Here is a 24,028-nt window from a genome sequence, read left to right on the forward strand (position 1 = left end):
TAAGAAAAAACATAATTTTTTAGATGGAATTTAAATATTGATGTACACAATTAGATATGTTCATCGGAACAACACTTACTATATCGCTTCGAATATAGAAGGAAATTTTATTATTCTTGAGTCAATTGATTCAGAATTTCGTATGGGTCATCAAATTTCTTATGATGGTGAGAAGGTATTTAACCTTACTTTGAATGATGAAACTGATGCAGTCATTAAATTAGAGAGTAATGAAAAAACAGCATACGAATACTTACTTTCAGTTAAATAAATTAGTTTTTATGATGAATTATTTCTTTAAGAACTAGGTATGCTTAAAAGATATTTCATACAATAAAAGCTAAAAAGTTTTGTTTTTATTGAAAAAGCTATGGTATGGTTATTTAAGCTTTAATTTTGGGCAGTTAAAACAAATGAACTGTTTATTGAATAAAATCACCACCACCACGACCTCTAAAGAAGGCTGTGTGTGATTTTTATTAAAGTGACTTAATAAGATGACTAAACCCGGCCAATAATGGCTGGGTTAATTTTTCTCTGTTCATTATTGGTTCTTACAGAGAGAAATGATGGAAAAACTCAATAGCAATTCAAAATCGGCTTTACTGGTCATTGATATGCAAAATGGCTTATTCAGCGGCCAGTCTAAGCCATATAATGCTCAACTCGTACTTTCAAATATTCTTAGTCTTATTGAATATTACCGCTTAAATGATAGACCAATTATCTTTATTCGGCATGTTGGTGAGATAGGCACACCATTAGATCCAAGTGGACCGAACACTCAGCTAATCACAGAGTTAGCTTTTAATCCACATAAAGATATAGTCATTGAAAAAATGTACCCGAGTGGTTTTAAAAATACTGTTTTAAAAGAAGTGTTAGAGAAACTGGGTGTTGATGAACTCATCATTACTGGCATGAAAACTGAGTATTGCATTGATACTACTGTTAGGGCTGCTTCTGAGTACGGATATAAATTGATATTAATTTCAGATGGCCACACCACAACTGATTCAGCAGCTTTAAATGCTCAGCAAGCAATTGATCATCATAACCAAATTTTAAGTAATGCTTTTGCTAAGTTAAAAACGACGGAAGAGCTCATTTCTCAAATTTAATTTAGAAATGAACCGACAACTTTATTCAAAAAGTCTTATTAGCTGTATCAATAAAGTATAAGAAAATCTTTTGATGACTAGAGGTTGGTCGGTTTTTAGTGATAGCAAGAATTGAACTTGTATCAACAAAGAGCTCTTTTCGGAGGGCTTTTTATCAAGAGGGTATAAGTTTCACTAATTAATGGCGAATTAGCGTTGAATAAGCTGTCATAATTGTTAAAATGCCCACCTTGTCCTGTTTTTATATTGTTTTTGTTTTGCATTTATTTTGCAAAACTGAAGATAAAGTGATTGAAAACAGAAGCTTAGCTAAGGATTTTTGAATGCTCTCTATTTATTTGACAGATACTCAACAACATGTGCAATTTAATGATTATCCCGGTGATCAGCCTGTTAAGTTTCTGTTAAATCTTAAAAAGATTTTCCCAAGTACAGGTGACCTGTTATTGCCAGTTTTACCTGACGATAATGATTTAGAAAATGTAACATGGGAATCAACTTCAGAAGATTTTGATGTCTTTAAAAAGCTATTGGCTGGATGGGGTGTTATTGAACTCCGTTTAAATGCAATTACGGCTTATAAAGATAAAAACTTTGCGAATGAGTTAGTGAAACAAGCTCAAGCGAAACGTAAGAAAACAGCACAAAAAAATCATCAGCTCTCTTTGGTTGCTCTTGATTATATTTTTATGCACGAAGTTCACGCATTAATTGATGCAGAATTGGTCACTATTGGTGAGAAATTTTATTTACCAACCTTGCGTGAGCAATGGAAGGGTACAGTTTCAGACCCAGTGCTCAATGGAAAATTCTAATTAAACACAAAAGGTGAATTTATAAAAATTCACCTTTTTTATTTTTATAATTAAATTAATGGCTTATAACTTGATAATTGCTGGTACAAAAGTTTACAAGAAAAGAATGCGTTTTTTCTAAAGTGGCAGATACATTGCTTATATAAATACAAAATTATTGCGGGAGAGAGGTTCGAAAGAACCCGCCGAAGGAGCAACAAGCCCGGAAACTCTCAGGCAGAAGGACTGTAATAATTAAAAAATCTGGAGAGAAGCTTAGATTTATAAGAATTGAAAATAATAACTTATAAATTATAAACTCACCGAAGGGGAAGATCTAAACGTTAAAAGGTAACGTTGGGGTCGAAACTCTCAGGTACCAATGACAGATGGGCTGTACTGATGAAATGTTTTGCATTTCTGAGGAGTCTGTTATGCCACATGTTATTGTGATAGGTGCGGGAATCACAGGGGTTACCTCTGCTTATGAATTATCGCAACTGGGTTATCAAGTCACAGTGATTGATCGACATCTATATCCTGCAATGGAAACATCATTTGCCAATGGAGGGCAATTATCGGCTTGTAATGCCGAAGTATGGAACCAAAAAGCCACTGTAGTTAAAGGCTTTAAGTGGATGAGACAAAAAGACGCACCGCTACTGCTGAATCCTTCATTTAGTTTGCATAAATATAGCTGGCTAGTTGAGTTTTTATCCCATATTAAAAACTATGAAGCAAACACGATTGAGACGGTCCGTTTGGCATTACTTGCTCGTAAGCGTTTATTTGAGGTTGCTGAAAAAGAGCAGCTCGAGTTTGATTTGGAGAAACGTGGAATTCTCCATATGTATCATAGTAAGGCTGACTACGAGATTGCTAAACAAGTAAACAATGTATTGAATAAAGGTACATTAGAGCGCTATTCAGTTTCACCTGATGAGATGAAAACCATAGAACCATCATTAACAGGTGAATATTTTGGTGGTTATTACACACCAAGTGATGCAACGGGGGATATTCATAAATATTCAACCTCTTTGGCTGAAAAGACTAAACAATACGGTGTTGAGTATAAATTCGGTCTGGAAGTTACAGATATTAAGTGTCATCCAGACAAAGTGATCGTAAGTTGTCAGCCAAGTGCAGAGCATCCTTATCTTGTTGAATCCGATAGTATTCAGATCGAGGGGGATGTGCTTGTAGTTTGCGGTGGGGTAGGAAGTTATCAACTCGCCGATATGATTGGGGAGCGAGTAAATGTCTACCCAGTAAAAGGGTATTCAATTACCGTGCAATTAAAAGATGAGCAAAGTGTAAAGAATGCACCGTGGGTTAGTTTACTAGATGAGAGTGCTAAAATTGTGACTTCTCGTTTAGGTAAAGATCGGTTGCGCGTGGCGGGAACAGCTGAATTTAATGGTTACAACCGCGATATACGGGCTGATCGTATTCAACCTTTGGTAAATTGGGTAAACCGTAACTTTGATATTTCAACTGAGCATGTCGTACCTTGGGCTGGGTTAAGACCCATGATGCCTAATATGCTGCCGGTGGTGAAGCAATCTAGACAGCCTCGTATTTTTTATAATACAGGACATGGGCACTTAGGGTGGACTTTGTCTGCGGTAACTGCTGTTTTAGTTGGTCAGGATATTGCTCAAAAATATCCGATCTAGAAAGTAAAAAGCCAGTGTTTAAACACTGGCTTTTATTTAACGCACTAATCATATAATCGGTAGATTCCGCTAAAACGCTCACAGCCTTTTTGCTGGGTTTTCACATTCAGTAAAGCTTTTTGAAAATTAAACTGATATTTGCAGTTGTGCTCATTGTCTAAAATTTCATTTTTTTGTTCAGGTGAACTATAGGCCATCAAAGAAATTGTTTGAGTTTCTTTACGGTTATTTGGATTTCGGTATGCTATTCCTTCAATTTTGATTTTATCCTTTGCGAGCTGATGGACCTGAATGTGAACAGGCTGTGCTGCTAGATGTCCATTCTCAAACTTAAGATAATGTTGGGTAAGCGTTTGCTTAAGTGATGCATAAAAATTTAGGTCGTCAGTTCGTAAATCAAACTGTTGTTGAAAACATGAATTACTCTTGCATTGCTGAGTATGTTTAGACCATAACTTTTGTGTATCCTGCAAAAGCTGTAAGGGAGCATCAGTAACTAAATATGCAGAAAGATATTTATTATTGAGTTGCTTTCTCGATTCACTAAATGTTTTTGAACAAATTTTAAGCTCAGCTCCACGATTGGAACAGTCTATTGGTTCTGCAAAAACATGAGATGAACATAAACAACTCAGTGTCACGGCAAAACTTAATCTTTTCAATTGATTCATATCAGTATTAGACAGCATGATCGCTTATACTTTCAGTCTACTTTGCTAGGTGTACTATAGCGAAACAGAAAGGCTGAATACAAGATTTCTTAAGTTTTTATGGAAGGTAATAGTTATATGGTTGCTCAAATTCGTATTGGACAAGGAATGGATGTGCATGCCTTTGAAGAGGGGAACTTCGTTACATTGGCTGGCATTCAAATTCCACATACGCATGGCTTGAAAGCACACTCTGATGGTGATGTTGTACTCCATGCTTTATGTGATGCTTTGTTAGGTACTTTGGCACTTGGAGATATAGGGCAACATTTTCCTGACACTGACCCAGAATTTAAGGGTGCTGACAGTCGAGTACTATTAAAACATGTTTACCAGTTAATCTTAGATCGCGGTTATCAGTTAAATAATGCTGATATTACGGTGGCTTGTGAGCGTCCAAAATTAGCTAAACATAATTTGGAAATGCGTCAAAGTATTGCTGATGTTTTAAATGTAGATGTTAATCAAATCAGTATTAAAGCAACGACAACCGAAAAACTTGGGTTTACCGGTCGTCAAGAAGGGATTTTAGCTACAGCAACTGTTTTAGTCTCTCATCACACCAAGTGATCGGCTTGTTGCAAAGACTGCTGAAGCTCAAGAGTTGCCTTACGGCCTTGTAGCTGTAAGGTAATACTATGAATAAGTCCTGTCCAAGTTTCATTGGGTTCCCAAATTTCATGAAGTAAATCTTGAGAAGTAGGCATGTCCATATTCATATAAAACTGTCTATAGACATACATTAGGCAACTAGAGCGATCGTTTTTAGAACAGTGAATCCAGACAATTTCATTCTGGACTAAATGATCAATAAGGTCGAGTACCAATAAACATTGCTCGGCCGATGGAGTTTCCCAGTCAATTGGAATATGGATGTAATTTAAACCGAGGTCTAAACAAATACGATCTTCATTTTCAATATGATTTGGTGCGTTACTTAAAGCGAGATTAATGACTGTACTACAACCATATTCTTTAATTAGTTTCAGTTGTTCAGCAGAAGGCTGTGCTGAACTAAATAAATGTTCATGAATAATTGAAAATGCGGGAATTTGAGATAATGATTGTTCAAGGGTAGTCATGATCGCACTCTACGAGAGTAGGCTTAGCTTATTGTGTAGAATGTTATACACGATTCTAGGGAATAGTTGAAATACAGCCTGCTTATATATTCGACAATGTTATCAAAACTTTAAAAATAATTAACTGGAAAAGTACAAGTTTTATAAAATAAAAAAACAGCATCATAAAGATGCTGTTTTTTTGTCTAAATAATTATGGTTTTAGATTTTCATTCAATAAAAATTCTACTAAAGCTTTCTGAGCATGAAGACGATTTTCTGCTTCATCCCATACCACTGCATTTTTATGATCAAGCATAGTTTCAGAAATTTCTTCGCCACGATGAGCAGGTAAGCAGTGCATAAATAAACATTCAGGATGAGCAAGTCCCATTAATTTTTCATTGACTTGAAAAGCAGCAAAAGCTCTTTCACGAAGCTTCTGTTCTTCTTCTTGTCCCATGCTTGCCCATACATCTGTCACAATGAGGTCAGCATTTACAGCAGCATCTTCTGCGTTGTCAAAAACTTCAACACAATGACCAAACTCTGCTAAAAATTCAGGTTTAGGCTCATATCCTTTTGGTGATGCAATTTTAAGTTTAAAGCCCATCATGTGTGCAGCTTCAATATATGAGTTACACATATTATTGCCATCACCAATCCAAGCAACGGTTTTACCTTTAATGCTACCGCGGTGTTCATTATAAGTCTGTAAATCTGCAAGTAACTGGCAAGGATGATGGTCATCTGTTAAACCGTTAATCACAGGAACTTTTGAATACGATGCAAAACGTTCAACAATGTCATGACCGAAAGTACGAATCATCACAATATCAAGCATACTAGAAATTACACGTGCTGAATCTTCAATTGGTTCGCCGCGGCCTAATTGTGTGTCGCGAGGTGATAGGAAAATCGCGCTACCACCAAATTGATTAATGCCTGCTTCAAAAGAGATACGTGTACGCGTGCTTGATTTCTCAAAAATCATTCCCAATACTTTACCGACAAAAGGTTGGTAGACCTGATTGTCATGCTGCATTTTTTTAAGTTCGCTTGCGCGTTCTAAAATGCGATTAAGTTCTAGAGTGGATAGATCACGTAAAGTCAGGAAATGTCTTAGAGCCATGTAGCTACTCCATAATAATTGTTATGAAAAACAACAATTATCTGTTGTTGGCTGGGTGGATGTGGGAAAAAAGAAGTCTACTATACTATAAGCATTTTAAAATGCAAAAGAATTAGACTTTATGATGACCCTTTAAGAAAATATCAACACAATAGTTAATATAATCAATTACTTCTTCCTCAGTGGGTGGTAGGGGCATTCCCATAATCATGCGCCATTCTATGTCACGTAAAATTCCAAAATACATGAGTGAGGAATAATCTGGAGATGTGCAAAGAATTTCTTCAGTTTGATGGGAAATTAGAAGTGCCTGAGCAATTGTGTTTTGCACATCTTGAGCACATTTTTCATATAAGTATTTGCTCAAAGTTGCATTGCATTGTGTTTGTTCGATAACCAAACGTAAAAAAGCGATATGTTCGGGTTGAATAATATGAGTATAAAAGCGAATGAGTGTTTGAATTAAATAGTTGCGTAAAGATGTTTGGGAAGGTTGAAATGGTACACAAATATCTTTAAAAAACATTTCACGGCGATAATCGCAAATTGCGGTAAATAAACCATCTTTATTGCCAAAATATTTATAGATAGACGCTTTTGAACCACCGGCATGATTAACAATGTCATCAAGAGAAACGGCTTCATATCCTTTATCCAGAAACAGCTCGGTTGCGCTTAGCAAAAGAGCTAGGCGACGTTCTATACCTCTGCGTGTTTGGGGCTTCTCACATACTGAATGATGTGACTCAAGGACGGAATCATGCATAAAATTTCATAACAACAGTTAACTTTGCTTGTTTAGTATAGCAAAACTATCTTTAAGGATGGTCATCGCTATTTTTTTAGATCATCTGCTGAACAGTAAGTAGAAATTTAAAAAAATAAAAGAATAGAAAATATAAACTTAGAGTGAATTTTGAAATGATCTAATGATGTAACCTGATGTTCAATTTTGAATTTAATAAAAAATAAAGCGGCTAAGAATGTCTTAGCCGCTTTTAATTTAGGCACTAAGTTTTTTAGGCCTCGGTTTGGCTAACTTTATGTTCATCTTCTTCATCATCGTCTGCAGAATCCATTCCAAGTTCTTTTAACTTGCGAGTTAAGGTGTTGCGGCCCCAACCTAATAATTCTGCTGCGTGACGTTTGCGTCCACGTGTTTGTTGTAAAGCAGCGTTAATTAAGGTGCGTTCAAACATTGGTGTAGCAATATCCAAAATCTTCATTTCACCATTCTTAAGCTTTTGAATTGCCCATTGATTTAGTAACTCATCCCAATGGTGTAGAGAAATGCGTTCAAATGAAGGGGCAGGTTGCCCAGAATCACTATTCTTTTGCAGTGGAACTTGTTTAAGTTCAGAAGGTAAATCTTCTGGATAAACTTCACGTCCAGTGATCATCACAGTTAACCAGCGACACGTGTTTTCAAGTTGTCGAACATTACCGGGCCATGGTAACTGTTGCATATAGTCGGTTGTTTCAGTACGTAAGATTTTTGGACTCACGCCAAGTTCTTTACCGGCACGTGCAAGAAAATGCTGAGCCAGCATTGGTATATCTTCGCTACGATGAGCAAGTTTAGGAATGTGAATACGAATTACATTTAAACGGTGATATAAGTCTTCACGGAATCGGCCTTCATTCACCAGTTTTTCTAAGTCCTGATGCGTTGCTGCCACAATTCGAACATCAACTTTAACTGGAATATGTCCGCCTACACGATAAAATTCACCGTCGGCGAGCACACGTAGTAGTCGAGTCTGTGTTTCAAATGGCATGTCGCCAATTTCATCAAGGAATAGTGTTCCACCATTTGCTTGCTCAAAGCGACCTTGATGTTGAGTGTTTGCACCTGTAAATGCACCTTTCTCATGACCAAATAACTCGGTTTCAATCAAGTCTTTTGGAATTGCTGCCATATTTAATGCAATAAAAGGCTTCGCACGGCGTGGTGAGTGCTTGTGTAAAGCATGCGCAACTAATTCTTTACCTGTACCAGATTCGCCATTAATTAAAACGGTAATATGGGATTGAGATAAACGACCAATAGCGCGGAAAACCTCTTGCATGGCAGGAGATTCACCAATAATTTCTGTTGATTGAAGTGGTGAAGCTGTTTTTGTAGCTTCTTGTTGTTGTAGTTTATTGATATGCAGAATTGCACGATTGACTAAAGCTAAAGCCTCATCAATATCAAAAGGTTTTGGCAAATACTCAAATGCACCTGTTTGATAACTTGATACAGCAGACTCTAAGTCAGAATGTGCTGTCATGATAATGACAGGTAAATCCGGATGAGTGTTTTTGACTTTAGATAAAAAAGTTAAACCATCAATTCCAGGCATTCGAATGTCAGTTAAGATGACATCGGGAGCATCATGATGCAAACGTTCAAGCGCAGTTTGAGCTTCTTCAAAATTGGTAACGTCAAAGCCTTCTTCTTTAAAAGTCTTTTCCAATACCCATCGCATGGCGCGATCATCATCAATAACCCATATTTTATTTCGCGACACGGTCTGACTCCCAAGGTAAATATAAGCTAAAAATAGTTTTTCCAGGAACAGATTGGCATTCAATCATTCCGTTATGTTGATGCATAATATTCTGTGCAATACTCAGGCCAAGCCCAGTACCTTTTGCTCGTCCAGTAACCAATGGGTAAAATACGGACTCTAAAATACTCTCAGGTATACCTGGCCCATTGTCTTCAATATCAATCCGCACTGTAGATCGATTCAGCACACCATTAATTGTGACAAGTCGTTGTATGCGAGTACGTAGAATTAGCTCTGGTTCATGATCGATAAAGAATGCTTTATTCTCTGTTATGGCCTGAATTGCATTTACACTAATGTTGAGCATAACTTGAATTAACTGATCACGATCGGCATTCACATCAGGTAAAGACAAATCATAGTCACGTATAATTTTAATTTTTTTCTTTGTCTGGTTCGCAATAAGAGAGCGTACTCGTTCTAAAGGTTCGTGTACGTTAACATTTTCATAGCTTGGTAATTGTCTAGAGCCCAACATGGTGTCAGCCAAGTTGGTTAAACGATCCACTTCATTAATGATGACATCTGTAAATTCCGAATAACTCTTATCATTTAAACTGCGAGCGAGTAGCTGGGTTGCTCCCCGAATACCTGCAAGTGGGTTTTTAATTTCATGAGCAACGCCACGGACAAGCTGTCTAGCGACCTGATGTTGTTGAACAAGATTTTCTTCCTTTGAAATCTTTAACATACGGTCAATTGGGTTGAGCTCAATCAACAATAATGGATGATAGCTTTTACCTGCATTTAATTGAGAAACTGTGTAATCAACATGTAGGTCTTTAAAGTTAACATTAATGACAGCTTCTCGACGCGTATAAGGCTGTCCGGTTTTTATGGTGTTTAATAAAGCTTCATGTGTATTAAAAGTATCATCTGGCGCATGAAGTAAATTTAAAACAGGCTGTCCTGAAGCACGAAGCAAACTAATGTCAAATAGTGCTTCGCAGGCTGAATTTAAATAAAAAATATTCAAGTTACTATCGATTAATAAAATCGCAGTAGTTAAATTGTCTACCAATAGGCGATAGTCGATAGGGTTGTGTTGATCCATTAGCGAATCGTTCCTGTCTTAAAATAGCGCAATGGCATCTTCATTGGTTATCGGATTTTCACCGTTATAGAACATGAACGATGCAAAATATACGCCAACTTTGTTTATGGGTTATTTTAAAGTTTTAAGGTGCTTAAAAACGCGCTGAAATCGTTCTTTATATCTTTTGATCAAGACAAATAGCTTTAGTCTAGATAATAACATGATCTAAATTGGTGCAAAGGTGAGTTTTGGTGCAAATGTTGGTTGTATTTTGGTGCATTACACAAAGAGTAGCCTTTCCACCTATGCTTGAGACAAGAAAAGACATACAATACGCGCATTCAAGTGGAGCGCAGATTCATGAAGACCCCCAAAGTCGGTTTTGTTTCTTTAGGTTGTCCTAAGGCATTGGTAGATTCTGAACGAATTTTAACTCAGTTAAAGACTGAAGGTTATCAAGTTGCATCAGATTATGATGGTGCTGATTTAGTAGTTGTTAATACCTGTGGTTTTATTGAATCTGCGGTACAAGAGTCGCTAGATGCAATTGGCGAGGCCATGAGTGAAAATGGTCGAGTAATCGTTACAGGATGCTTAGGTAAAGACGAAGATAAAATTCGTCAAATGCATCCGAACGTTTTAAAGGTTACTGGTGCGGCAGCTTATCAAGATGTGATGGAAGCTGTACATGAATATGTACCAGCACCACCTAAACATAATCCGTTTATTGATTTGGTTCCTGAACAAGGAATTCGCTTAACACCAAAGCATTATGCCTACTTAAAAATATCTGAAGGATGTAACCATCGTTGTACCTTCTGTATTATCCCAAGTATGCGTGGTGACTTGGTTTCTCGTCCAGTTGGTAGTGTATTGGAAGAAGCTGCGGCACTTAAAAGAGCGGGTGTTAAAGAAATCTTAGTTATTTCTCAAGATACATCAGCTTATGGCGTAGACACCAAGTACAAACTTGACTTCTGGAATGGTCAGCCTGTTAAGACAAAATTCTTCGATATGTGTGAAGCACTAGGCCAATTGGGCATCTGGGTGCGTCTACACTATGTATACCCATATCCACATGTGGATGCGGTAATTGATTTAATGGCTCAAGGTAAAATCTTGCCCTATCTTGATATTCCTTTCCAACATGCAAGCCCACGCGTTCTTAAATTAATGAAGCGTCCGGCTCACAGTGAAAACACGCTAGAAAAAATTAAATTATGGCGTGAAAAATGTCCTGACCTTGTGATCCGTTCTACTTTTGTGGTTGGTTTCCCAGGCGAAACTGAAGAAGACTTCCAGATTTTGTTAGATTGGTTAGTTGAAGCTCAACTTGATCGCGTAGGCTGCTTTACCTATTCACCAGTAGAAGGCGCTACGGCAAATGATTTACCCGATCATGTGCCAGAAGAAATTAAGCAAGAGCGTTACGAGCGCTTTATGCAAGTGCAGCAGCAAATATCTGCTGCCAAATTACAAAAACGTATTGGTCAAACGATGACTGTATTAGTCGATGGTTTAGAAGACGAATATCCTGTTGCCGTTGCACGTTCTTATGCCGATGCTCCGGAAATTGACGGTAATGTGTTTGTAGAAGATATCGATAAGAGCACTATTCAACCGGGCGATATATTGGAAGTCGAAATTACCGATGCAGATGAATACGATTTATTTGCAAAGTTAATTAAAATTAAATCCGTTTAATCGAAATATATTTAAAGAGCATTCAGTTTAAGAGGTTTTGGAGCAAAGTCATGGCGGAAACAATTAGCCCACGTTATTCACGTATTCTATTAAAATTATCTGGTGAGGCATTGTCAGGTAATAAAGATATGGGTATTGATGCCCAAGTTTTAGATCATATGTCACTTTCAATTGCACACTTGGTTGGTTTGGGTGTGCAAGTGGGTATCGTTGTGGGTGGCGGTAATTTGTACCGTGGAAGTCAGTTGCAAAAAGATGGTCTAGTTGGTCGTGTAACAGGCGATCAAATGGGTATGCTTGCAACTGTGATGAATGGCTTAGCTATGCGTGATGCTCTAGTTCGTCGTAATATCAGAACTCGTCTTATGTCTGCATTGCCAATTGGTACAGTGGTAGAGTCTTATTCAAGTCGTGATGCGATTCGTCATTTGAGTCAAGGTGAAGTTTGTGTTTTCGTTGCGGGTACAGGAAATCCATTTTTCACGACGGATACAGCAGCATGTTTACGCGGTATTGAAATTGAAGCGAATTTGATTTTAAAAGCGACTAAAGTTGATGGCGTTTATAATAAAGATCCAAGTAAATATGATGATGCTGTTAAATACGATCATTTAACTTTTGATCAAGTGTTAGATGAAAAGCTTGGTGTTATGGATTTGACTGCTATTTGTTTGTGTCGAGACCATAATGTGCCTTTGCAAGTTTTTGATATGAATAAATCAGGTGCGTTATTGTCAGTAGTAATGGGTGAAAAAGAAGGAACGCGCGTTACTAAGTAATGTACGTGTTGCCGAAAGCTCTTTATACTAGCGCTAAATTAAATTTGTTAAATATATCTTTGAATAAATAAGTAAGGTAGATCATATGATTAACGATCTGAAAAAAGACAGCGAACAGCGTATGTTAAAAACTCTAGAGTCTTTAGAACTCGGGTTTGCTAAAGTTCGTACCGGCCGTGCACACCCATCAATCTTAAATGGTGTGATGGTTCCTTACTACGGTTCTGATGTGCCATTAAATCAAGTAGCAAACGTGGGTATTGAAGACTCTCGTACACTTATTGTTCAGCCATTTGAGCGTACAATGGTTTCAGCTATTGATAAGGCAATCCGCGAAAGTGATCTTGGTTTAAACCCGATTACAGCAGATGCAATTCGTGTACCTTTACCAGCATTAACTGAAGAAACACGTCGTGATATGCAAAAAGTTGCACGTAACGAAGCTGAAAATGCAAAAGTTGCGATTCGCAATATTCGTCGTGATGTATTAGGTGATATCAAAGCATTGTTGAAAGAAAAAGAGATTTCTGAAGATGATGAGCGCCGTGCAGGTGATGATATTCAGAAAATTACTGACAAATATGTTGCAGAAGTAGACAAGCGTCTTGCAGCGAAAGAAGCAGAATTGATGAAGGTCTAATTTTTATGACCGATTCTGAAGAGTATCATCTTCCCAAGCATGTTGCCATCATTATGGATGGCAACAACCGCTTTGCAAAAAAAAATCAAATGCAAAAAGGTGATGGGCATCGGGAAGGTAAAAATGTTCTTGATCCTATCGTTGAACATTGTAAAAAAACTGGTATTCGTGCTTTAACTGTTTTTGCATTTTCAAGTGAAAATTGGAATCGACCGCAGTATGAAGTCGATCTGCTTATGAAGCTTCTGGAAGAAAGTATTCATGAGCAAATACCTCGCATGAAGAAATTTAATATTGCTTTGCGTTTTATCGGTGATCGTTCTCGATTATCCTCACACTTAGTTGCCTTAATGGAAGATGCAGAGCAACAAACAGCACACCATGACACTATGACCTTAACCATTGCAATAAGCTATGGTGGGATGTGGGACATTGCTAATGCAGCAAAACAGGTTGCAGAGGCCGTCTCCCGTGGTGAATTTAGTGCTGATCAAATAAATGTTGATTTGTTCGAAAAATATGTCAGTCTAAACGATCTGCCAGCTGTGGACTTATTAATCCGCACAGGCGGAGATTATCGCATATCTAATTTCTTGTTGTGGCAAGCAGCTTATGCGGAACTGTATTTTACCGAAGCGTTATGGCCAGAATTTACAGTAAAAGAGTTCGATCATGCATTGAATGTTTTTTCAGGGCGTGAACGTCGTTTTGGCAAAACATCTGAACAAATTCAGCAAGAGAAAATAGAGAATTTATAATGTTAGAGCGGATTGTTACCGCATTGGTACTTGTTGCAGTTGTTTTAGGCTGTATGTTTGCTACGCAATCACATTATCCAATGTTGGTTCTTATGATTGTTGCAGCAGGGGTAGCTGGGTATGAGTGGTATAAATTAATGCCTCGCGAAACTGCAAATGCTGTAAAACCTAAAGCTTGGTGTTACGGTCTGCTTGTTGCATTTGTTTCAGGTGTCGCCCTATTTTTCCATGATATTGCATTACTTTTGTGGTCTGCTTCAATTTTGACTTGGATTGTCAGTGTATATTGGGTTAAGTCATTTCCTGAATTTGATGGTTGGTATAATGCAACCTTGTATGTGATTGGCATAATTTTAGTTTGTGCTGCGGTAACATCAATTTTTGTAGTATGGCAAAGTTCACCATGGTGGTTAATGTATCTGTTCTTGCTCGTATGGGGCGCAGATAGTGGTGCTTACTTTGTTGGTCGTAAATTTGGAAAAAGAAAACTAGCTCCGACTGTAAGTCCTAATAAATCAGTAGAAGGTTTGTATGGTGGTATTATTACAACCGTAGTAATAATGGTGGTTGTGCAATATCATTATCTAAATTTAACTTTAATTCAGCAAATTCTGTTTCTTATATTGTCGTTAATTACGGTATTTGGTTCAGTTTTAGGTGACTTATTTGAATCAATGATTAAACGTCGTGCCGGTATTAAAGATTCTGGTCGTGTTTTACCAGGTCATGGTGGTGTGTTAGATCGTATTGATTCTTTACTTGCTGCAGCCCCGATCTTTGCAACGGGAATGTATATATTAAAACTTATTGGTGTAGATTTATAGATGACACAATCTGTTTGCATATTAGGTGTAACCGGTTCCATTGGTCAAAGTACCTTAAAAATTTTAAATCAACATTCTGATAAGTATTCAGTGTTTGCGGTTTCAGCTCATAGTCGAATTTCTGAGTTGGTTGAAATTTGCAAACAATTCCAACCAAAAGTTGTAGTTGTTCCAAAGCAAAAAGTTGATGAATTAGCAGCTTTATTTGTAGAAAATGAATTACAAAATATTGAGATTTTGACTAATCAGGAAGGGTTAGTAAGTATCGCATCTCATCCAGATGTTGATATTGTTATGGCTGCAATAGTTGGTGCTGCAGGTTTGTTGCCAACTCTAGCTGCTGTGAAAGCTGGTAAACGCGTATTGCTTGCTAATAAAGAAGCTTTGGTCATGTCTGGTGAAATCATGATGCAAGCAGCACGTGATCATCAGGCGTTGTTATTGCCAGTTGATTCAGAACACAACGCTATTTTTCAGTCCTTGCCTCATAATTATTTAGAAGCCGAAAGAAATGGACAACCGCAACAGGGTGTATCAAGAATCTTATTGACCGCTTCAGGTGGACCATTTTTAAACCATTCGTTAGAACAATTAGAAAAAGTTACGCCTGCACAGGCTTGTAAGCATCCCAACTGGTCTATGGGACAGAAAATCTCAGTTGACTCAGCTACTCTTATGAATAAAGGGTTAGAGTTGATCGAGGCATGTCATTTGTTTTCAATATCTGAACATTTTGTTACAGTTGTTGTTCATCCACAAAGTATTATTCATTCTATGGTGCAATATGTGGATGGTTCAACATTGGCACAAATGGGTAATCCAGATATGTGTACGCCAATTGCACATGCTTTAGCATGGCCTGAGCGTTTACAGACGAGTGTTCCTGCTTTAGATTTGTTTGAATATTCTCAACTTAATTTCCAAGCACCAGATATTCAAAAATTCCCAGCACTTGATTTAGCTCGTCAGGCAATGCGTGCGGGAGGTTTGGCGCCTACTATTTTAAATGCTGCAAATGAAGTTGCTGTTGCTGCATTTTTAAAGAAACAGATTGGATTTACAAATATCCCACAAGTGGTAGAGCATACTTTGCAAAAATTGGAAAATTCAGTTGCTGAAAATATTGAGTGTATTTTAGCTAAAGATGAAATAGCACGACATGTAGCGCAGCAATATATATCAAGTATAGGAGGCTGAAATGAGTGCATTATTTATGATTGCAGCAGCGGCTCTTTTACTTGGTCCTTTAATTGCAATTCATGAGTTCGGTCATTACTGGGTGGCACGAAAACTAGGCGTTAAAGTTTTAGTGTATTCCATTGGTTTTGGACCTACATTACTCAAGTGGACATCAAAAAAATCTGGCATCAAATATCAACTTTCAGCTTTACCATTGGGCGGCTATGTAAAAATGCTTGATGAGCGTGAAGGTAATGTTGCAGAGCAAGATTTACCTTATGCATTTAACCGCCAAAAGCCATGGAAACGTATAGCAATTGTTGCAGCTGGTCCATTAATTAATCTGATTTTTGCTGTCTTACTTTTCTGGATCTTATTTTTACCTGCCCAAGAGCAACTGAACACTAGAGTCGGTAAAGTTATACCAAACTCACCAGCAGCAACTGCACAAATGCAAGTCGGTGACAAGATTATTGCTGTTGATGGAAAAGAAACGCAAACTTGGGAAAAACTTAACTTTGCTTTAATTGATCGTGTAGGTGAAACTGGCACTGTAAATGTTGATGTAGACCGGGCAGGTACTGAAAAAAATATTGTTTTACCAATTAAAGACTTCTTAAAAAATCAGAATGAATCAGCCTTAGATGTGTTAGGTTTTTTACCATATCGTCCTGTTATTCCTGCTGTTGTTACTGAATTGACTCAAGATGGAGCTGCAATTCGTCAAGGAATGAAAGTAGGTGATCGTATTGTTTCAATTAATGGTCAGGCAATGAAAGACTGGTTTGATGTTGTCGAGGTCGTACAACATTCTCCAGAAAAATTACTCAATATTGATGTGTTGCGTAATAGTCAATTAGTCCATTTACAAGTCATGCCTCAAGGAAAACGAGATAATATGGGGCAAGTGAGTGGTGTTTTGGGTGTGAAAAGTGATGCAGGAAAAATTACAATTCCTGACGAATATAAGCAAACAATTCAATATACTCCAATACAAGCTTTCGAGATGTCACTAGAGAAAACTGGTCAAATCTCTAGCATGATATTGAGTTCAATAGTAAAAATGGTTAAGGGATTAATTGGTCTAGAGAATCTTTCTGGACCAATTACAATCGCTAAAGTAGCGGGACAAAGTGCAGAAATGGGATGGCAGACTTTTATCTCATTTATGGCTTTAATGAGTGTAAGTCTTGGAATTTTAAATTTATTGCCAATTCCAATGCTAGATGGTGGACATCTCGTTTATTACATTATTGAGGCTATTCGTGGTAAGCCTGTTTCTGAACAAATACAAATGTTTGGTCTAAAAATTGGTATGGTACTGCTCGGTAGTATGATGCTTTTAGCTTTATTTAACGATTTTATGCGTTTGTAAACGTATATGGATTTATAACTTACTGGAAAAACTGGCATGCGGCACACACATTTTTTAATGCCTTTGGCACTTGTTAGCGCTATGGCAGCGGTACAACAAGCATATGCAGCTGATGATTTCGTCGTTCGAGATATTCGTGTAGATGGTTTGGTCCGTCTTACTCCTGCAAATGTTTCTACCATGTTGCCAATCAACAGTGGCGATCGCGTTAATGAACCGATGATCGCAGAAGCAATTCGAACATTGTATGCCACTGGACTTTTTGACGATATTAAAGCATCAAGAGACAACGATACTTTAGTTTTTAATGTCGTAGAGCGCCCAATTATTTCAAAGCTTGAATTTAAGGGTAACAAACTTATTCCTAAAGAGGCTTTAGAACAAGGCCTCAAAAAAATGGGTATTGCTGAAGGCGAAGTTTTTAAGAAGTCAGCTTTACAAACAATTGAAACTGAATTAGAGCAGCAATATACCCAGCAAGGCCGTTATGATGCTGATGTAACTGTTGATACGATAGCTCGTCCAAATAACCGTGTTGAACTTAAATTAAATTTTAATGAAGGTACGGCGGCTAAAGTTTTTAATATCAATATTATTGGTAATACTGTTTTTAAAGACAGTGAAATTAAACAAGCTTTTGCAGTTAAAGAAAGCGGTTGGGCTTCAGTTGTAACTCGTAATGACCGTTATGCTAGAGAGAAAATGGCAGCGAGCCTTGAAGCTTTGCGTGCGATGTATCTGAATAAAGGTTATATCAATTTTCATATCAATAACTCACAGCTCAATATTAGTGAAGATAAGAAGAACATCTTTATTGAAGTTGCTGTAGAGGAAGGTAGTCAATTTAAATTTGGACAAACCAAATTTTTAGGTGATGCACTTTATAAGCCAGAAGAGTTACAAGCTTTAAAAATCTATAAAGATGGCGATACCTATTCTCAAGAAAAAGTAAATGCCGTTAAGCAATTATTATTGCGTAAATATGGTAATGCTGGTTATTACTTTGCAGATGTAAATATTGTTCCACAAATTAATAATGATACAGGTGTTGTCGACTTAAATTACTATGTGAATCCAGGTCAGCAAGTTACTGTGCGTCGTATTAATTTTACAGGTAACAGTAAAACTGCCGATGAAGTATTGCGTCGTGAAATGCGTCAAATGGAAGGCGCTTTAGCAAGTAATGAAAAAATTGATTTGTCTAAGGTTCGTTTAGAGCGTACAGGATTTTTCAAAACTGTTGATATTAAACCAGCTCGTATTCCAAACTCACCAGATCAGGTGGATTTAAACGTAAATGTTGAAGAGCAACACTCGGGAACTACAACATTAGCGGTAGGTTACTCACAAAGTGGTGGTATCACATTCCAAGCAGGTTTGAGCCAAACTAACTTTATGGGAACGGGTAACCGTGTTGCGATCGATTTATCTCGTTCTGAAACTCAAGATTACTATAACTTAAGTGTTACCGACCCTTACTTTACAATTGATGGGGTAAGCCGTGGTTATAACGTTTACTATCGTAAAACGAAACTTAATCAGGACTATAACGTAAATAACTACGTTACCGATAGTTTTGGTGGTAGTTTAAGTTTTGGTTACCCAATTGATGAAAATCAGAGTTTAAGTGCGTCATTAGGTGTTGATAATACTAAAGTAACCACAGGTCCATATGTGTCTACCTATGTTCGTGATTATTTATTAGCGAATGGGGGTAAGGCGACAGGTCAAGATACTTACTGCCCATCAGATCAGTTAGAAACAACTACAGATCCAGTTACAGGAGCGGTTACATATACTGGTAAATGCCTTGTTACACCAACTCCATATAATAATGCATTTGAAGGTGAATTCTTTACATATAACTTAAATTTAGGCTGGTCATATAACACTTTAAATAGACCAATTTTCCCTACTTCAGGTATGTCACATCGTGTAGGTCTGGAAATAGGTTTACCAGGTAGTGATGTTGATTATCAAAAAGCAACTTATGATGCACAGGCATTCTGGCCAATTAAAGACACAGGTTTCGTGCTGCGTGGTTACGGTAAACTTGGTTATGGTAATGATTTACCATTCTATAAAAACTTCTATGCAGGTGGTTATGGTTCTGTTCGTGGATACGATAACAGTACCTTGGGTCCAAAATATTCAAGTGTAAATTTACAAGAAACCAAGCAAAATGACGGTTCTCCAGAAGAAGTAGGTGGTAATGCTCTAGTGCAGTTTGGTACAGAGCTCGCTTTGCCATTACCATTCAAGGGAGATTGGACTCGTCAAGTACGACCAGTTCTTTTTGCTGAAGGTGGTCAGGTATTCGATACCAAGTGTGATGTTGGTTCTTATTCTATGATTATGAATGGTCAGCAAATTGCAGATGCTAAAAAATACTGTGAAGATAACTATGGCTTCGACTTAGGTAATATGCGTTATAGCGTAGGTGTTGGCTTCACATGGATCACCATGATCGGACCATTATCTCTTAGCTATGCATTCCCTCTAAATGATAAGCCTGGTGATGAAACTAAAGAGATCCAGTTTGAAATCGGTCGTACTTTCTAAGTACGACTTGACTAAACATGAAATAAGGACACAAATTTAAATGAAAAAATTAAATATATTAATGTTAGGATTAGGTCTGACAGTTTCTGCAATGACTAATGCTGCTGGTTATGGTGTTATTGATCTTGCTAAAGTTGTTGAAAGCAGTTCTTATTTGAAACAACAAAACGCAAGTTTAAATCAATCAGTTAAGCCAACAACAACTCGTCTTGAGCAGTTGGGTAAAGAGTTGGAAGGCCTTCAGCGTCAAGCCCAAACTCAAGGGCAAAAAATGAAAGAAGATGATATTAAAAAGCTTCAGGCACAATATCAGACAAAACTCAATGAATTTAATTCTACTCAACAAGGTTTGCAGTCTAAAGTTCAAACTAGTCTGCAAGGAATGAACTCAAATTTTGAGACTCGTGTGAAGCAAGCAGCTGAACAATTACGAAAAGAAAATAATCTTGATTTCATTTTGAATAAAAATTCAACCGTTGCCTATGACGCTAAATATGATTTAACTGATAAAATGATACAAAAGGTTAATTCAATGAAATAAATTAATGAAAGTGCAACATTATCGTTTAGATGAACTAGCTCACCTAGTAAATGGTGAGCTAGTAGGTACGGGTAGTCTTCAATTTATAAACTTAGCAAGTTTAGAAAATGCTGAAACTCATCAAATTGCTTTCGTGAATGGCGAAAAGTATATTGATCAAGCAAAGGCTAGCCGTGCGGGTGCGTACATTGTTACGAGCCTTATTAAAGAACAGCTTCCTGACAAACAAAATTTTATTATTGTTGATAATCCTTATTTAGCTTTTGCCATACTTACTCATGTGTTTGATAAAAAAATCACATCGGTAGGTATAGAAAGTACAGCTCAAATTCATCCTTCTGCGATCATTTCCGAAACAGCATATATTGGTCATTACGTCGTAATTGGCGAAAATTGTGTGGTAGGCGATAACACCATTATTCAGTCTCATACTCGATTGGATAATAATGTGGAAATTGGAAAAGATTGTTTTATTGATGCTCATGTCACAATTACTGGTGAATCTAAATTATTTGATCGTGTGCGAGTTCACGCAAGTACTGTAATTGGTAGTGAAGGCTTTGGTTTTGCGCCATATCAAGGAAAGTGGCATCGCATTGCTCAATTAGGTTCAGTTATTGTTGGTAATGATGTCCGCATTGGTTCAAATTGTAGTATTGACCGAGGTGCACTCGATAACACCATTTTGGAAGATGGGGTAATTATTGATAACCTTGTGCAAATCGCGCATAACGTTCATATTGGTTCAAATACAGCTATCGCTGCTAAATGCGGAATTGCTGGTAGCGTTAAAATTGGCAAAAACTGTATTCTAGCAGGGGCTTGCGGTGTATCAGGGCACCTTTCTATTACCGATAACGTGACTTTGACCGGAATGTCAATGGTCACAAAAAATATTTCTGAACCTGGTACTTACTCTTCGGGAATTGGATTATTTGAAAATAGCCATTGGAAAAAGACAATTGTACGCTTGCGACAATTAGCAGATGTGCCATTGACCCAAATCACTAAACGACTTGATCATATACAAGCTCAAATAGAGTCTCTTGAATCAACCTTTAATTTGCGTAAATAGAATATTATGACCGAGTCAACTACACCTAAATTTGCCATCCCTGAATTACCAATGCAGATTCAAACGATTCGTCAATATTTGCCGCATCGTTATCCTTTCTTATTGGTTGATCGTGTGACTGAAGTTACTGACAATAGTATTGTTGGTTATAAAAATGTTTCTATCAATGAAGAGTTCCTACAGGGACATTTCCCAGAATATCCAATTATGCCTGGTGTTTTAATTGTTGAAGCATTAGCTCAAGTTTCAGGTGTTTTAGGGTTTATTATGAACAACGAAACGCCAAAACCTGGTTCTTTATTTCTTTTTGCTGGTGCGGAAAGAGTTAGATTTAAAAAACAAGTAGTTGCTGGTGACCAACTTGTATTAAAATCTGAATTAGTAATGCAAAAACGCGGTATCTACAAATATAATTGTACGGCTACCGTGGACGGTATTGTAGCAACAACCGCTGAAATTATGATTTCACACCAAAAAACAGAGCAGGCATGAGCAATCACGACTTAATTCATTCTACGGCCATTATTGATCCATCTGCAGTGATTGCTCCAGATGTCCAGATAGGACCTTATTGCGTTATCGGTCCAAATGTGACGATTGGTGCGGGTACTAAACTTCATTCTCATGTAGTGGTGGGTGGTTTTACCAAAATTGGTCAAAATAATGAGATTTTCCAGTTCGCAAGTGTTGGTGAGGTTTGCCAAGATTTGAAATATCAAGGTGAAGAAACCTGGTTAGAGATTGGTGATCATAATTTAATTCGTGAACATTGCAGTTTACATAGAGGAACTGTGCAAGATAATGCTTTAACTAAAATAGGAAGTCATAACCTATTGATGGTTAATACACATATTGCACATGATTGTATTGTTGGTGATCACAATATCTTCGCGAATAACGTTGGTGTTGCTGGACACGTACACATAGGTGATCACATCATTATTGGTGGTAATTCAGGGATTCATCAATTCTGTAAAATCGATTCTTACAGTATGGTCGGTGGAGCATCACTAATTTTAAAAGATGTGCCAGCTTACGTTATGGCTTCTGGTAACCCAGCTCATGCATTCGGTATTAATATCGAAGGAATGCGTAGAAAGGGTTGGTCTAAGAATACAATTCAAGGTCTCAGAGAGGCTTATAAATTAATTTTTAAATCAGGTCTTACTTCTGTTCAAGCTGTTGAGCAGATTAAAAATGATATTCTTCCGAATGTTCCTGAAGCTCAATTATTAATTGACTCTGTTGAACAGTCCGAACGTGGTATTGTGCGTTAAGAAAATATATTAAAAAAAGACACTGCATTTTGCAGTGTCTTTTTTTTTCTTAAAATTATTATTTATTAAAAAATTTGGCTTCTTCAGATTTTGGATACTGACTTAAAATTTTAGTTTTATATTGGTTTGCTGAAGCTGTATTTTTATCGACATCTTTAGCAATGCTATAGAGTTGATAAAGGGCGCGTGGAGCTTTACTCGAATTTGGATATCGAGTTGCTACTACACTGTAGTTCTTTTTAGCTTCATTATAATTCACTGGATCAGTTGCTAAATTAAACTCAGCTAACCAAAAGTAAGCATTCCCTGTATAGGCGCTATTAGGATGATTTTTGATAAAGTTCTGCATAGGAGCAATCGCTTTTTTTGCACCACCTTGTTTATAGGCATCTAAAGCGACAGTGTAAGCTGCCTTTTCAAGCTCTATAGGGTTTGATTGGTTTTGTGAAGGTGGTTGTGAGACTTCCAGTTGGGGTGGAGGAGTAGAGGAAGGGGTGCTGGTTGGAGCAGCATTCATTACTTTATTTTCAACAGTAGGAGTTTCTGTGCTTGCTGCCGTAGCAGGAGTATCACTGTTCGTTGGATTATCTGATTGTGCACTTTCAGGATCAACTTTCTGATTAAGGAGTTCTAAGCGTTGATCTAGGTCTGTGTAGCGATTAGATAGATCTTTTTTCAATTGTTCAATATCATTTGATTGTTCTTCTAACTGCCCACGTAGGGTGCGTATATCATTTTCTAATTGTTGATTTTTTTGCATTAATTCCCAGTTTAAATTACTAGGTACCGAAACATTATTAGAAGAAGTATTAGTTGCGCTACCACCGCTTTGACTTAAACCGCGAGACTCAATTGGAATGTTGGCATAGAGAGAGGTAGTGCTCATTAAGGCAATAAATAAGAAAGAATGCTTCATCAATCGCATGAGTATAGGTCCATAATTTTATGTAAAAGCCAACTTAAAAAAGGAATATATAAACTATTCACTTAACTATCTAACTAAGATTTTAATTGGTCAATGCAATTAAAACAGCTAACAATATAAATGCAAGAATAGTTTACAATCTTCAAGCATATTTTATTCAAAATTAGATACAAGAAAGAATATAGGGGAGAGAAGTATAGAAAGTTAAGGCTTTTTGCTGATGAATTAATCAATTGAAACATAAACTTGCTTAAAACTGCGAAGAAGGCTTGCAACTATTTTAAAAATCTCTATACTCTGT

The 24,028-nt window shown here is 37.1% G+C and carries 24 protein-coding genes and 1 riboswitch; of the genes, 17 read left to right on the forward strand and 7 right to left on the reverse strand.

Going from position 1 to position 24,028, the window contains the following annotated elements; translation table 11 throughout:
- Positions 1–40: 40 nt before the first annotated feature.
- The 4 genes from ACS604_RS06670 to ACS604_RS06685 all read left to right on the forward strand — a co-directional run bounded on the left by ACS604_RS06670 (position 41) and on the right by ACS604_RS06685 (position 3,594).
- A complete protein-coding gene (locus ACS604_RS06670) occupies positions 41–271 on the forward strand; it encodes a hypothetical protein (RefSeq protein WP_004791826.1) in 231 nt (76 codons plus the stop codon).
- Between the two features lie 298 nt (positions 272–569).
- On the forward strand, positions 570–1,121 hold the full coding sequence (locus tag ACS604_RS06675) for a cysteine hydrolase family protein (RefSeq protein ID WP_474770906.1): 552 nt from the start codon (positions 570–572) through the stop codon (positions 1,119–1,121).
- Positions 1,122–1,444: 323 nt separating this feature from the next.
- Positions 1,445–1,936 carry a hypothetical protein gene (locus ACS604_RS06680; RefSeq protein WP_004791829.1) on the forward strand — a complete coding sequence of 164 codons (492 nt, stop codon included), beginning with the start codon at positions 1,445–1,447 and terminating at the stop codon, positions 1,934–1,936.
- A gap of 150 nt (positions 1,937–2,086) precedes the next feature.
- Positions 2,087–2,174, forward strand: a riboswitch (glycine riboswitch).
- A gap of 175 nt (positions 2,175–2,349) precedes the next feature.
- Positions 2,350–3,594, forward strand: coding sequence for a D-amino acid dehydrogenase (locus ACS604_RS06685; RefSeq protein ID WP_474770908.1), 1,245 nt, complete (start codon positions 2,350–2,352; stop codon positions 3,592–3,594).
- Positions 3,595–3,638: 44 nt separating this feature from the next.
- On the opposite strand, the gene ACS604_RS06690 is transcribed toward ACS604_RS06685, so the two are convergent.
- Positions 3,639–4,283, reverse strand: coding sequence for an A1S_1983 family putative colistin resistance protein (locus ACS604_RS06690; protein ID WP_199944479.1), 645 nt, complete (start codon positions 4,281–4,283; stop codon positions 3,639–3,641).
- 99 nt (positions 4,284–4,382) lie between these two features.
- On the opposite strand from ACS604_RS06690, the gene ispF reads away from it, so the two are divergent.
- Positions 4,383–4,874, forward strand: coding sequence for a 2-C-methyl-D-erythritol 2,4-cyclodiphosphate synthase (ispF, locus tag ACS604_RS06695; RefSeq protein ID WP_004791837.1), 492 nt, complete (start codon positions 4,383–4,385; stop codon positions 4,872–4,874).
- On the opposite strand, the gene ACS604_RS06700 is transcribed toward ispF, so the two are convergent.
- The 5 genes from ACS604_RS06700 to glnL all read right to left on the reverse strand — a co-directional run bounded on the left by ACS604_RS06700 (position 4,862) and on the right by glnL (position 10,106).
- Complete coding sequence (locus ACS604_RS06700; RefSeq protein ID WP_004791839.1) at positions 4,862–5,386, reverse strand: protein tyrosine phosphatase family protein; 525 nt, start codon at positions 5,384–5,386, stop codon at positions 4,862–4,864. The two genes, ispF and ACS604_RS06700, sit on opposite strands and share 13 nt — an antisense overlap.
- Positions 5,387–5,579: 193 nt before the next feature.
- Complete coding sequence (gene argF / locus ACS604_RS06705; protein ID WP_151963021.1) at positions 5,580–6,497, reverse strand: ornithine carbamoyltransferase; 918 nt, start codon at positions 6,495–6,497, stop codon at positions 5,580–5,582.
- A 112-nt stretch (positions 6,498–6,609) separates the two neighbouring features.
- Positions 6,610–7,263 carry a TetR/AcrR family transcriptional regulator gene (locus ACS604_RS06710; protein WP_174759896.1) on the reverse strand — a complete coding sequence of 218 codons (654 nt, stop codon included), beginning with the start codon at positions 7,261–7,263 and terminating at the stop codon, positions 6,610–6,612.
- A gap of 253 nt (positions 7,264–7,516) precedes the next feature.
- Complete coding sequence (gene glnG / locus ACS604_RS06715) at positions 7,517–9,010, reverse strand: nitrogen regulation protein NR(I) (protein ID WP_004791845.1); 1,494 nt, start codon at positions 9,008–9,010, stop codon at positions 7,517–7,519.
- Positions 8,997–10,106 (reverse strand): nitrogen regulation protein NR(II), encoded by a 1,110-nt coding sequence (gene glnL, locus ACS604_RS06720; RefSeq protein ID WP_474770910.1) that lies wholly within the window; start codon positions 10,104–10,106, stop codon positions 8,997–8,999. Before glnL ends, glnG begins: the two co-directional genes overlap by 14 nt.
- Positions 10,107–10,448: 342 nt before the next feature.
- Here glnL and rimO point away from each other — a divergent pair, with 342 nt between their 5' ends.
- The 12 genes from rimO to lpxA all read left to right on the forward strand — a co-directional run bounded on the left by rimO (position 10,449) and on the right by lpxA (position 22,802).
- Positions 10,449–11,792 (forward strand): 30S ribosomal protein S12 methylthiotransferase RimO, encoded by a 1,344-nt coding sequence (rimO, locus tag ACS604_RS06725; RefSeq protein ID WP_004791849.1) that lies wholly within the window; start codon positions 10,449–10,451, stop codon positions 11,790–11,792.
- A gap of 50 nt (positions 11,793–11,842) precedes the next feature.
- The gene (pyrH, locus tag ACS604_RS06730) at positions 11,843–12,571 is read left to right on the forward strand and encodes a UMP kinase (protein WP_004791851.1); all 729 of its coding nucleotides are present in this window, start codon (positions 11,843–11,845) and stop codon (positions 12,569–12,571) included.
- Positions 12,572–12,656: 85 nt separating this feature from the next.
- Positions 12,657–13,211, forward strand: coding sequence for a ribosome recycling factor (gene frr, locus ACS604_RS06735; RefSeq protein WP_004791853.1), 555 nt, complete (start codon positions 12,657–12,659; stop codon positions 13,209–13,211).
- A 5-nt stretch (positions 13,212–13,216) separates the two neighbouring features.
- Complete coding sequence (gene uppS, locus ACS604_RS06740; protein ID WP_004791854.1) at positions 13,217–13,969, forward strand: polyprenyl diphosphate synthase; 753 nt, start codon at positions 13,217–13,219, stop codon at positions 13,967–13,969.
- On the forward strand, positions 13,969–14,793 hold the full coding sequence (locus tag ACS604_RS06745; RefSeq protein ID WP_004791856.1) for a phosphatidate cytidylyltransferase: 825 nt from the start codon (positions 13,969–13,971) through the stop codon (positions 14,791–14,793). The genes uppS and ACS604_RS06745 overlap by 1 nt, the downstream gene beginning before the upstream one ends.
- Entirely contained in the window at positions 14,794–15,990 is a 1,197-nt protein-coding gene (gene ispC, locus ACS604_RS06750; RefSeq protein WP_474770914.1) for a 1-deoxy-D-xylulose-5-phosphate reductoisomerase, read from the forward strand.
- A gap of 1 nt (position 15,991) precedes the next feature.
- On the forward strand, positions 15,992–17,347 hold the full coding sequence (rseP, locus tag ACS604_RS06755; RefSeq protein ID WP_474770915.1) for an RIP metalloprotease RseP: 1,356 nt from the start codon (positions 15,992–15,994) through the stop codon (positions 17,345–17,347).
- 36 nt (positions 17,348–17,383) lie between these two features.
- Positions 17,384–19,909 (forward strand): outer membrane protein assembly factor BamA, encoded by a 2,526-nt coding sequence (gene bamA / locus ACS604_RS06760; RefSeq protein ID WP_474770917.1) that lies wholly within the window; start codon positions 17,384–17,386, stop codon positions 19,907–19,909.
- A 40-nt stretch (positions 19,910–19,949) separates the two neighbouring features.
- The gene (locus ACS604_RS06765; RefSeq protein ID WP_312821790.1) at positions 19,950–20,450 is read left to right on the forward strand and encodes an OmpH family outer membrane protein; all 501 of its coding nucleotides are present in this window, start codon (positions 19,950–19,952) and stop codon (positions 20,448–20,450) included.
- Positions 20,451–20,454: 4 nt separating this feature from the next.
- Positions 20,455–21,525, forward strand: a complete 1,071-nt coding sequence (gene lpxD / locus ACS604_RS06770; protein WP_004791867.1) for a UDP-3-O-(3-hydroxymyristoyl)glucosamine N-acyltransferase — start codon at positions 20,455–20,457, stop codon at positions 21,523–21,525.
- Between the two features lie 6 nt (positions 21,526–21,531).
- On the forward strand, positions 21,532–22,017 hold the full coding sequence (fabZ, locus tag ACS604_RS06775; protein WP_003652176.1) for a 3-hydroxyacyl-ACP dehydratase FabZ: 486 nt from the start codon (positions 21,532–21,534) through the stop codon (positions 22,015–22,017).
- The gene (gene lpxA, locus ACS604_RS06780; RefSeq protein ID WP_003652175.1) at positions 22,014–22,802 is read left to right on the forward strand and encodes an acyl-ACP--UDP-N-acetylglucosamine O-acyltransferase; all 789 of its coding nucleotides are present in this window, start codon (positions 22,014–22,016) and stop codon (positions 22,800–22,802) included. The genes fabZ and lpxA overlap by 4 nt, the downstream gene beginning before the upstream one ends.
- A 58-nt stretch (positions 22,803–22,860) precedes the next feature.
- Here the strand turns inward: lpxA and ACS604_RS06785 are convergent, their stop codons facing one another.
- A complete protein-coding gene (locus tag ACS604_RS06785) occupies positions 22,861–23,727 on the reverse strand; it encodes a YbgF trimerization domain-containing protein (RefSeq protein WP_474770919.1) in 867 nt (288 codons plus the stop codon).
- Positions 23,728–24,028: the final 301 nt, after the last annotated feature.

The organism is Acinetobacter sp. Li1LvA2, assembly GCF_056156705.1.

Excerpts from the sequence above, each read along its gene's own strand:
- ACS604_RS06670 (WP_004791826.1), top strand. The coding sequence starts at position 41 with ATGTACACAATTAGATATGTTCATCGGAACAACACTTACTATATCGCT.
- ACS604_RS06675 (WP_474770906.1), top strand. The coding sequence starts at position 570 with ATGGAAAAACTCAATAGCAATTCAAAATCGGCTTTACTGGTCATTGAT.
- ACS604_RS06680 (WP_004791829.1), top strand. The coding sequence starts at position 1,445 with ATGCTCTCTATTTATTTGACAGATACTCAACAACATGTGCAATTTAAT.
- ACS604_RS06685 (WP_474770908.1), top strand. The coding sequence starts at position 2,350 with ATGCCACATGTTATTGTGATAGGTGCGGGAATCACAGGGGTTACCTCT.
- ACS604_RS06690 (WP_199944479.1), bottom strand. The coding sequence starts at position 4,283 with ATGCTGTCTAATACTGATATGAATCAATTGAAAAGATTAAGTTTTGCC.
- ispF (WP_004791837.1), top strand. The coding sequence starts at position 4,383 with ATGGTTGCTCAAATTCGTATTGGACAAGGAATGGATGTGCATGCCTTT.
- ACS604_RS06700 (WP_004791839.1), bottom strand. The coding sequence starts at position 5,386 with ATGACTACCCTTGAACAATCATTATCTCAAATTCCCGCATTTTCAATT.
- argF (WP_151963021.1), bottom strand. The coding sequence starts at position 6,497 with ATGGCTCTAAGACATTTCCTGACTTTACGTGATCTATCCACTCTAGAA.
- ACS604_RS06710 (WP_174759896.1), bottom strand. The coding sequence starts at position 7,263 with ATGCATGATTCCGTCCTTGAGTCACATCATTCAGTATGTGAGAAGCCC.
- glnL (WP_474770910.1), bottom strand. The coding sequence starts at position 10,106 with ATGGATCAACACAACCCTATCGACTATCGCCTATTGGTAGACAATTTA.
- rimO (WP_004791849.1), top strand. The coding sequence starts at position 10,449 with ATGAAGACCCCCAAAGTCGGTTTTGTTTCTTTAGGTTGTCCTAAGGCA.
- pyrH (WP_004791851.1), top strand. The coding sequence starts at position 11,843 with ATGGCGGAAACAATTAGCCCACGTTATTCACGTATTCTATTAAAATTA.
- frr (WP_004791853.1), top strand. The coding sequence starts at position 12,657 with ATGATTAACGATCTGAAAAAAGACAGCGAACAGCGTATGTTAAAAACT.
- uppS (WP_004791854.1), top strand. The coding sequence starts at position 13,217 with ATGACCGATTCTGAAGAGTATCATCTTCCCAAGCATGTTGCCATCATT.
- ACS604_RS06745 (WP_004791856.1), top strand. The coding sequence starts at position 13,969 with ATGTTAGAGCGGATTGTTACCGCATTGGTACTTGTTGCAGTTGTTTTA.
- ispC (WP_474770914.1), top strand. The coding sequence starts at position 14,794 with ATGACACAATCTGTTTGCATATTAGGTGTAACCGGTTCCATTGGTCAA.
- rseP (WP_474770915.1), top strand. The coding sequence starts at position 15,992 with ATGAGTGCATTATTTATGATTGCAGCAGCGGCTCTTTTACTTGGTCCT.
- bamA (WP_474770917.1), top strand. The coding sequence starts at position 17,384 with ATGCGGCACACACATTTTTTAATGCCTTTGGCACTTGTTAGCGCTATG.
- ACS604_RS06765 (WP_312821790.1), top strand. The coding sequence starts at position 19,950 with ATGAAAAAATTAAATATATTAATGTTAGGATTAGGTCTGACAGTTTCT.
- lpxD (WP_004791867.1), top strand. The coding sequence starts at position 20,455 with ATGAAAGTGCAACATTATCGTTTAGATGAACTAGCTCACCTAGTAAAT.
- fabZ (WP_003652176.1), top strand. The coding sequence starts at position 21,532 with ATGACCGAGTCAACTACACCTAAATTTGCCATCCCTGAATTACCAATG.
- lpxA (WP_003652175.1), top strand. The coding sequence starts at position 22,014 with ATGAGCAATCACGACTTAATTCATTCTACGGCCATTATTGATCCATCT.
- ACS604_RS06785 (WP_474770919.1), bottom strand. The coding sequence starts at position 23,727 with ATGCGATTGATGAAGCATTCTTTCTTATTTATTGCCTTAATGAGCACT.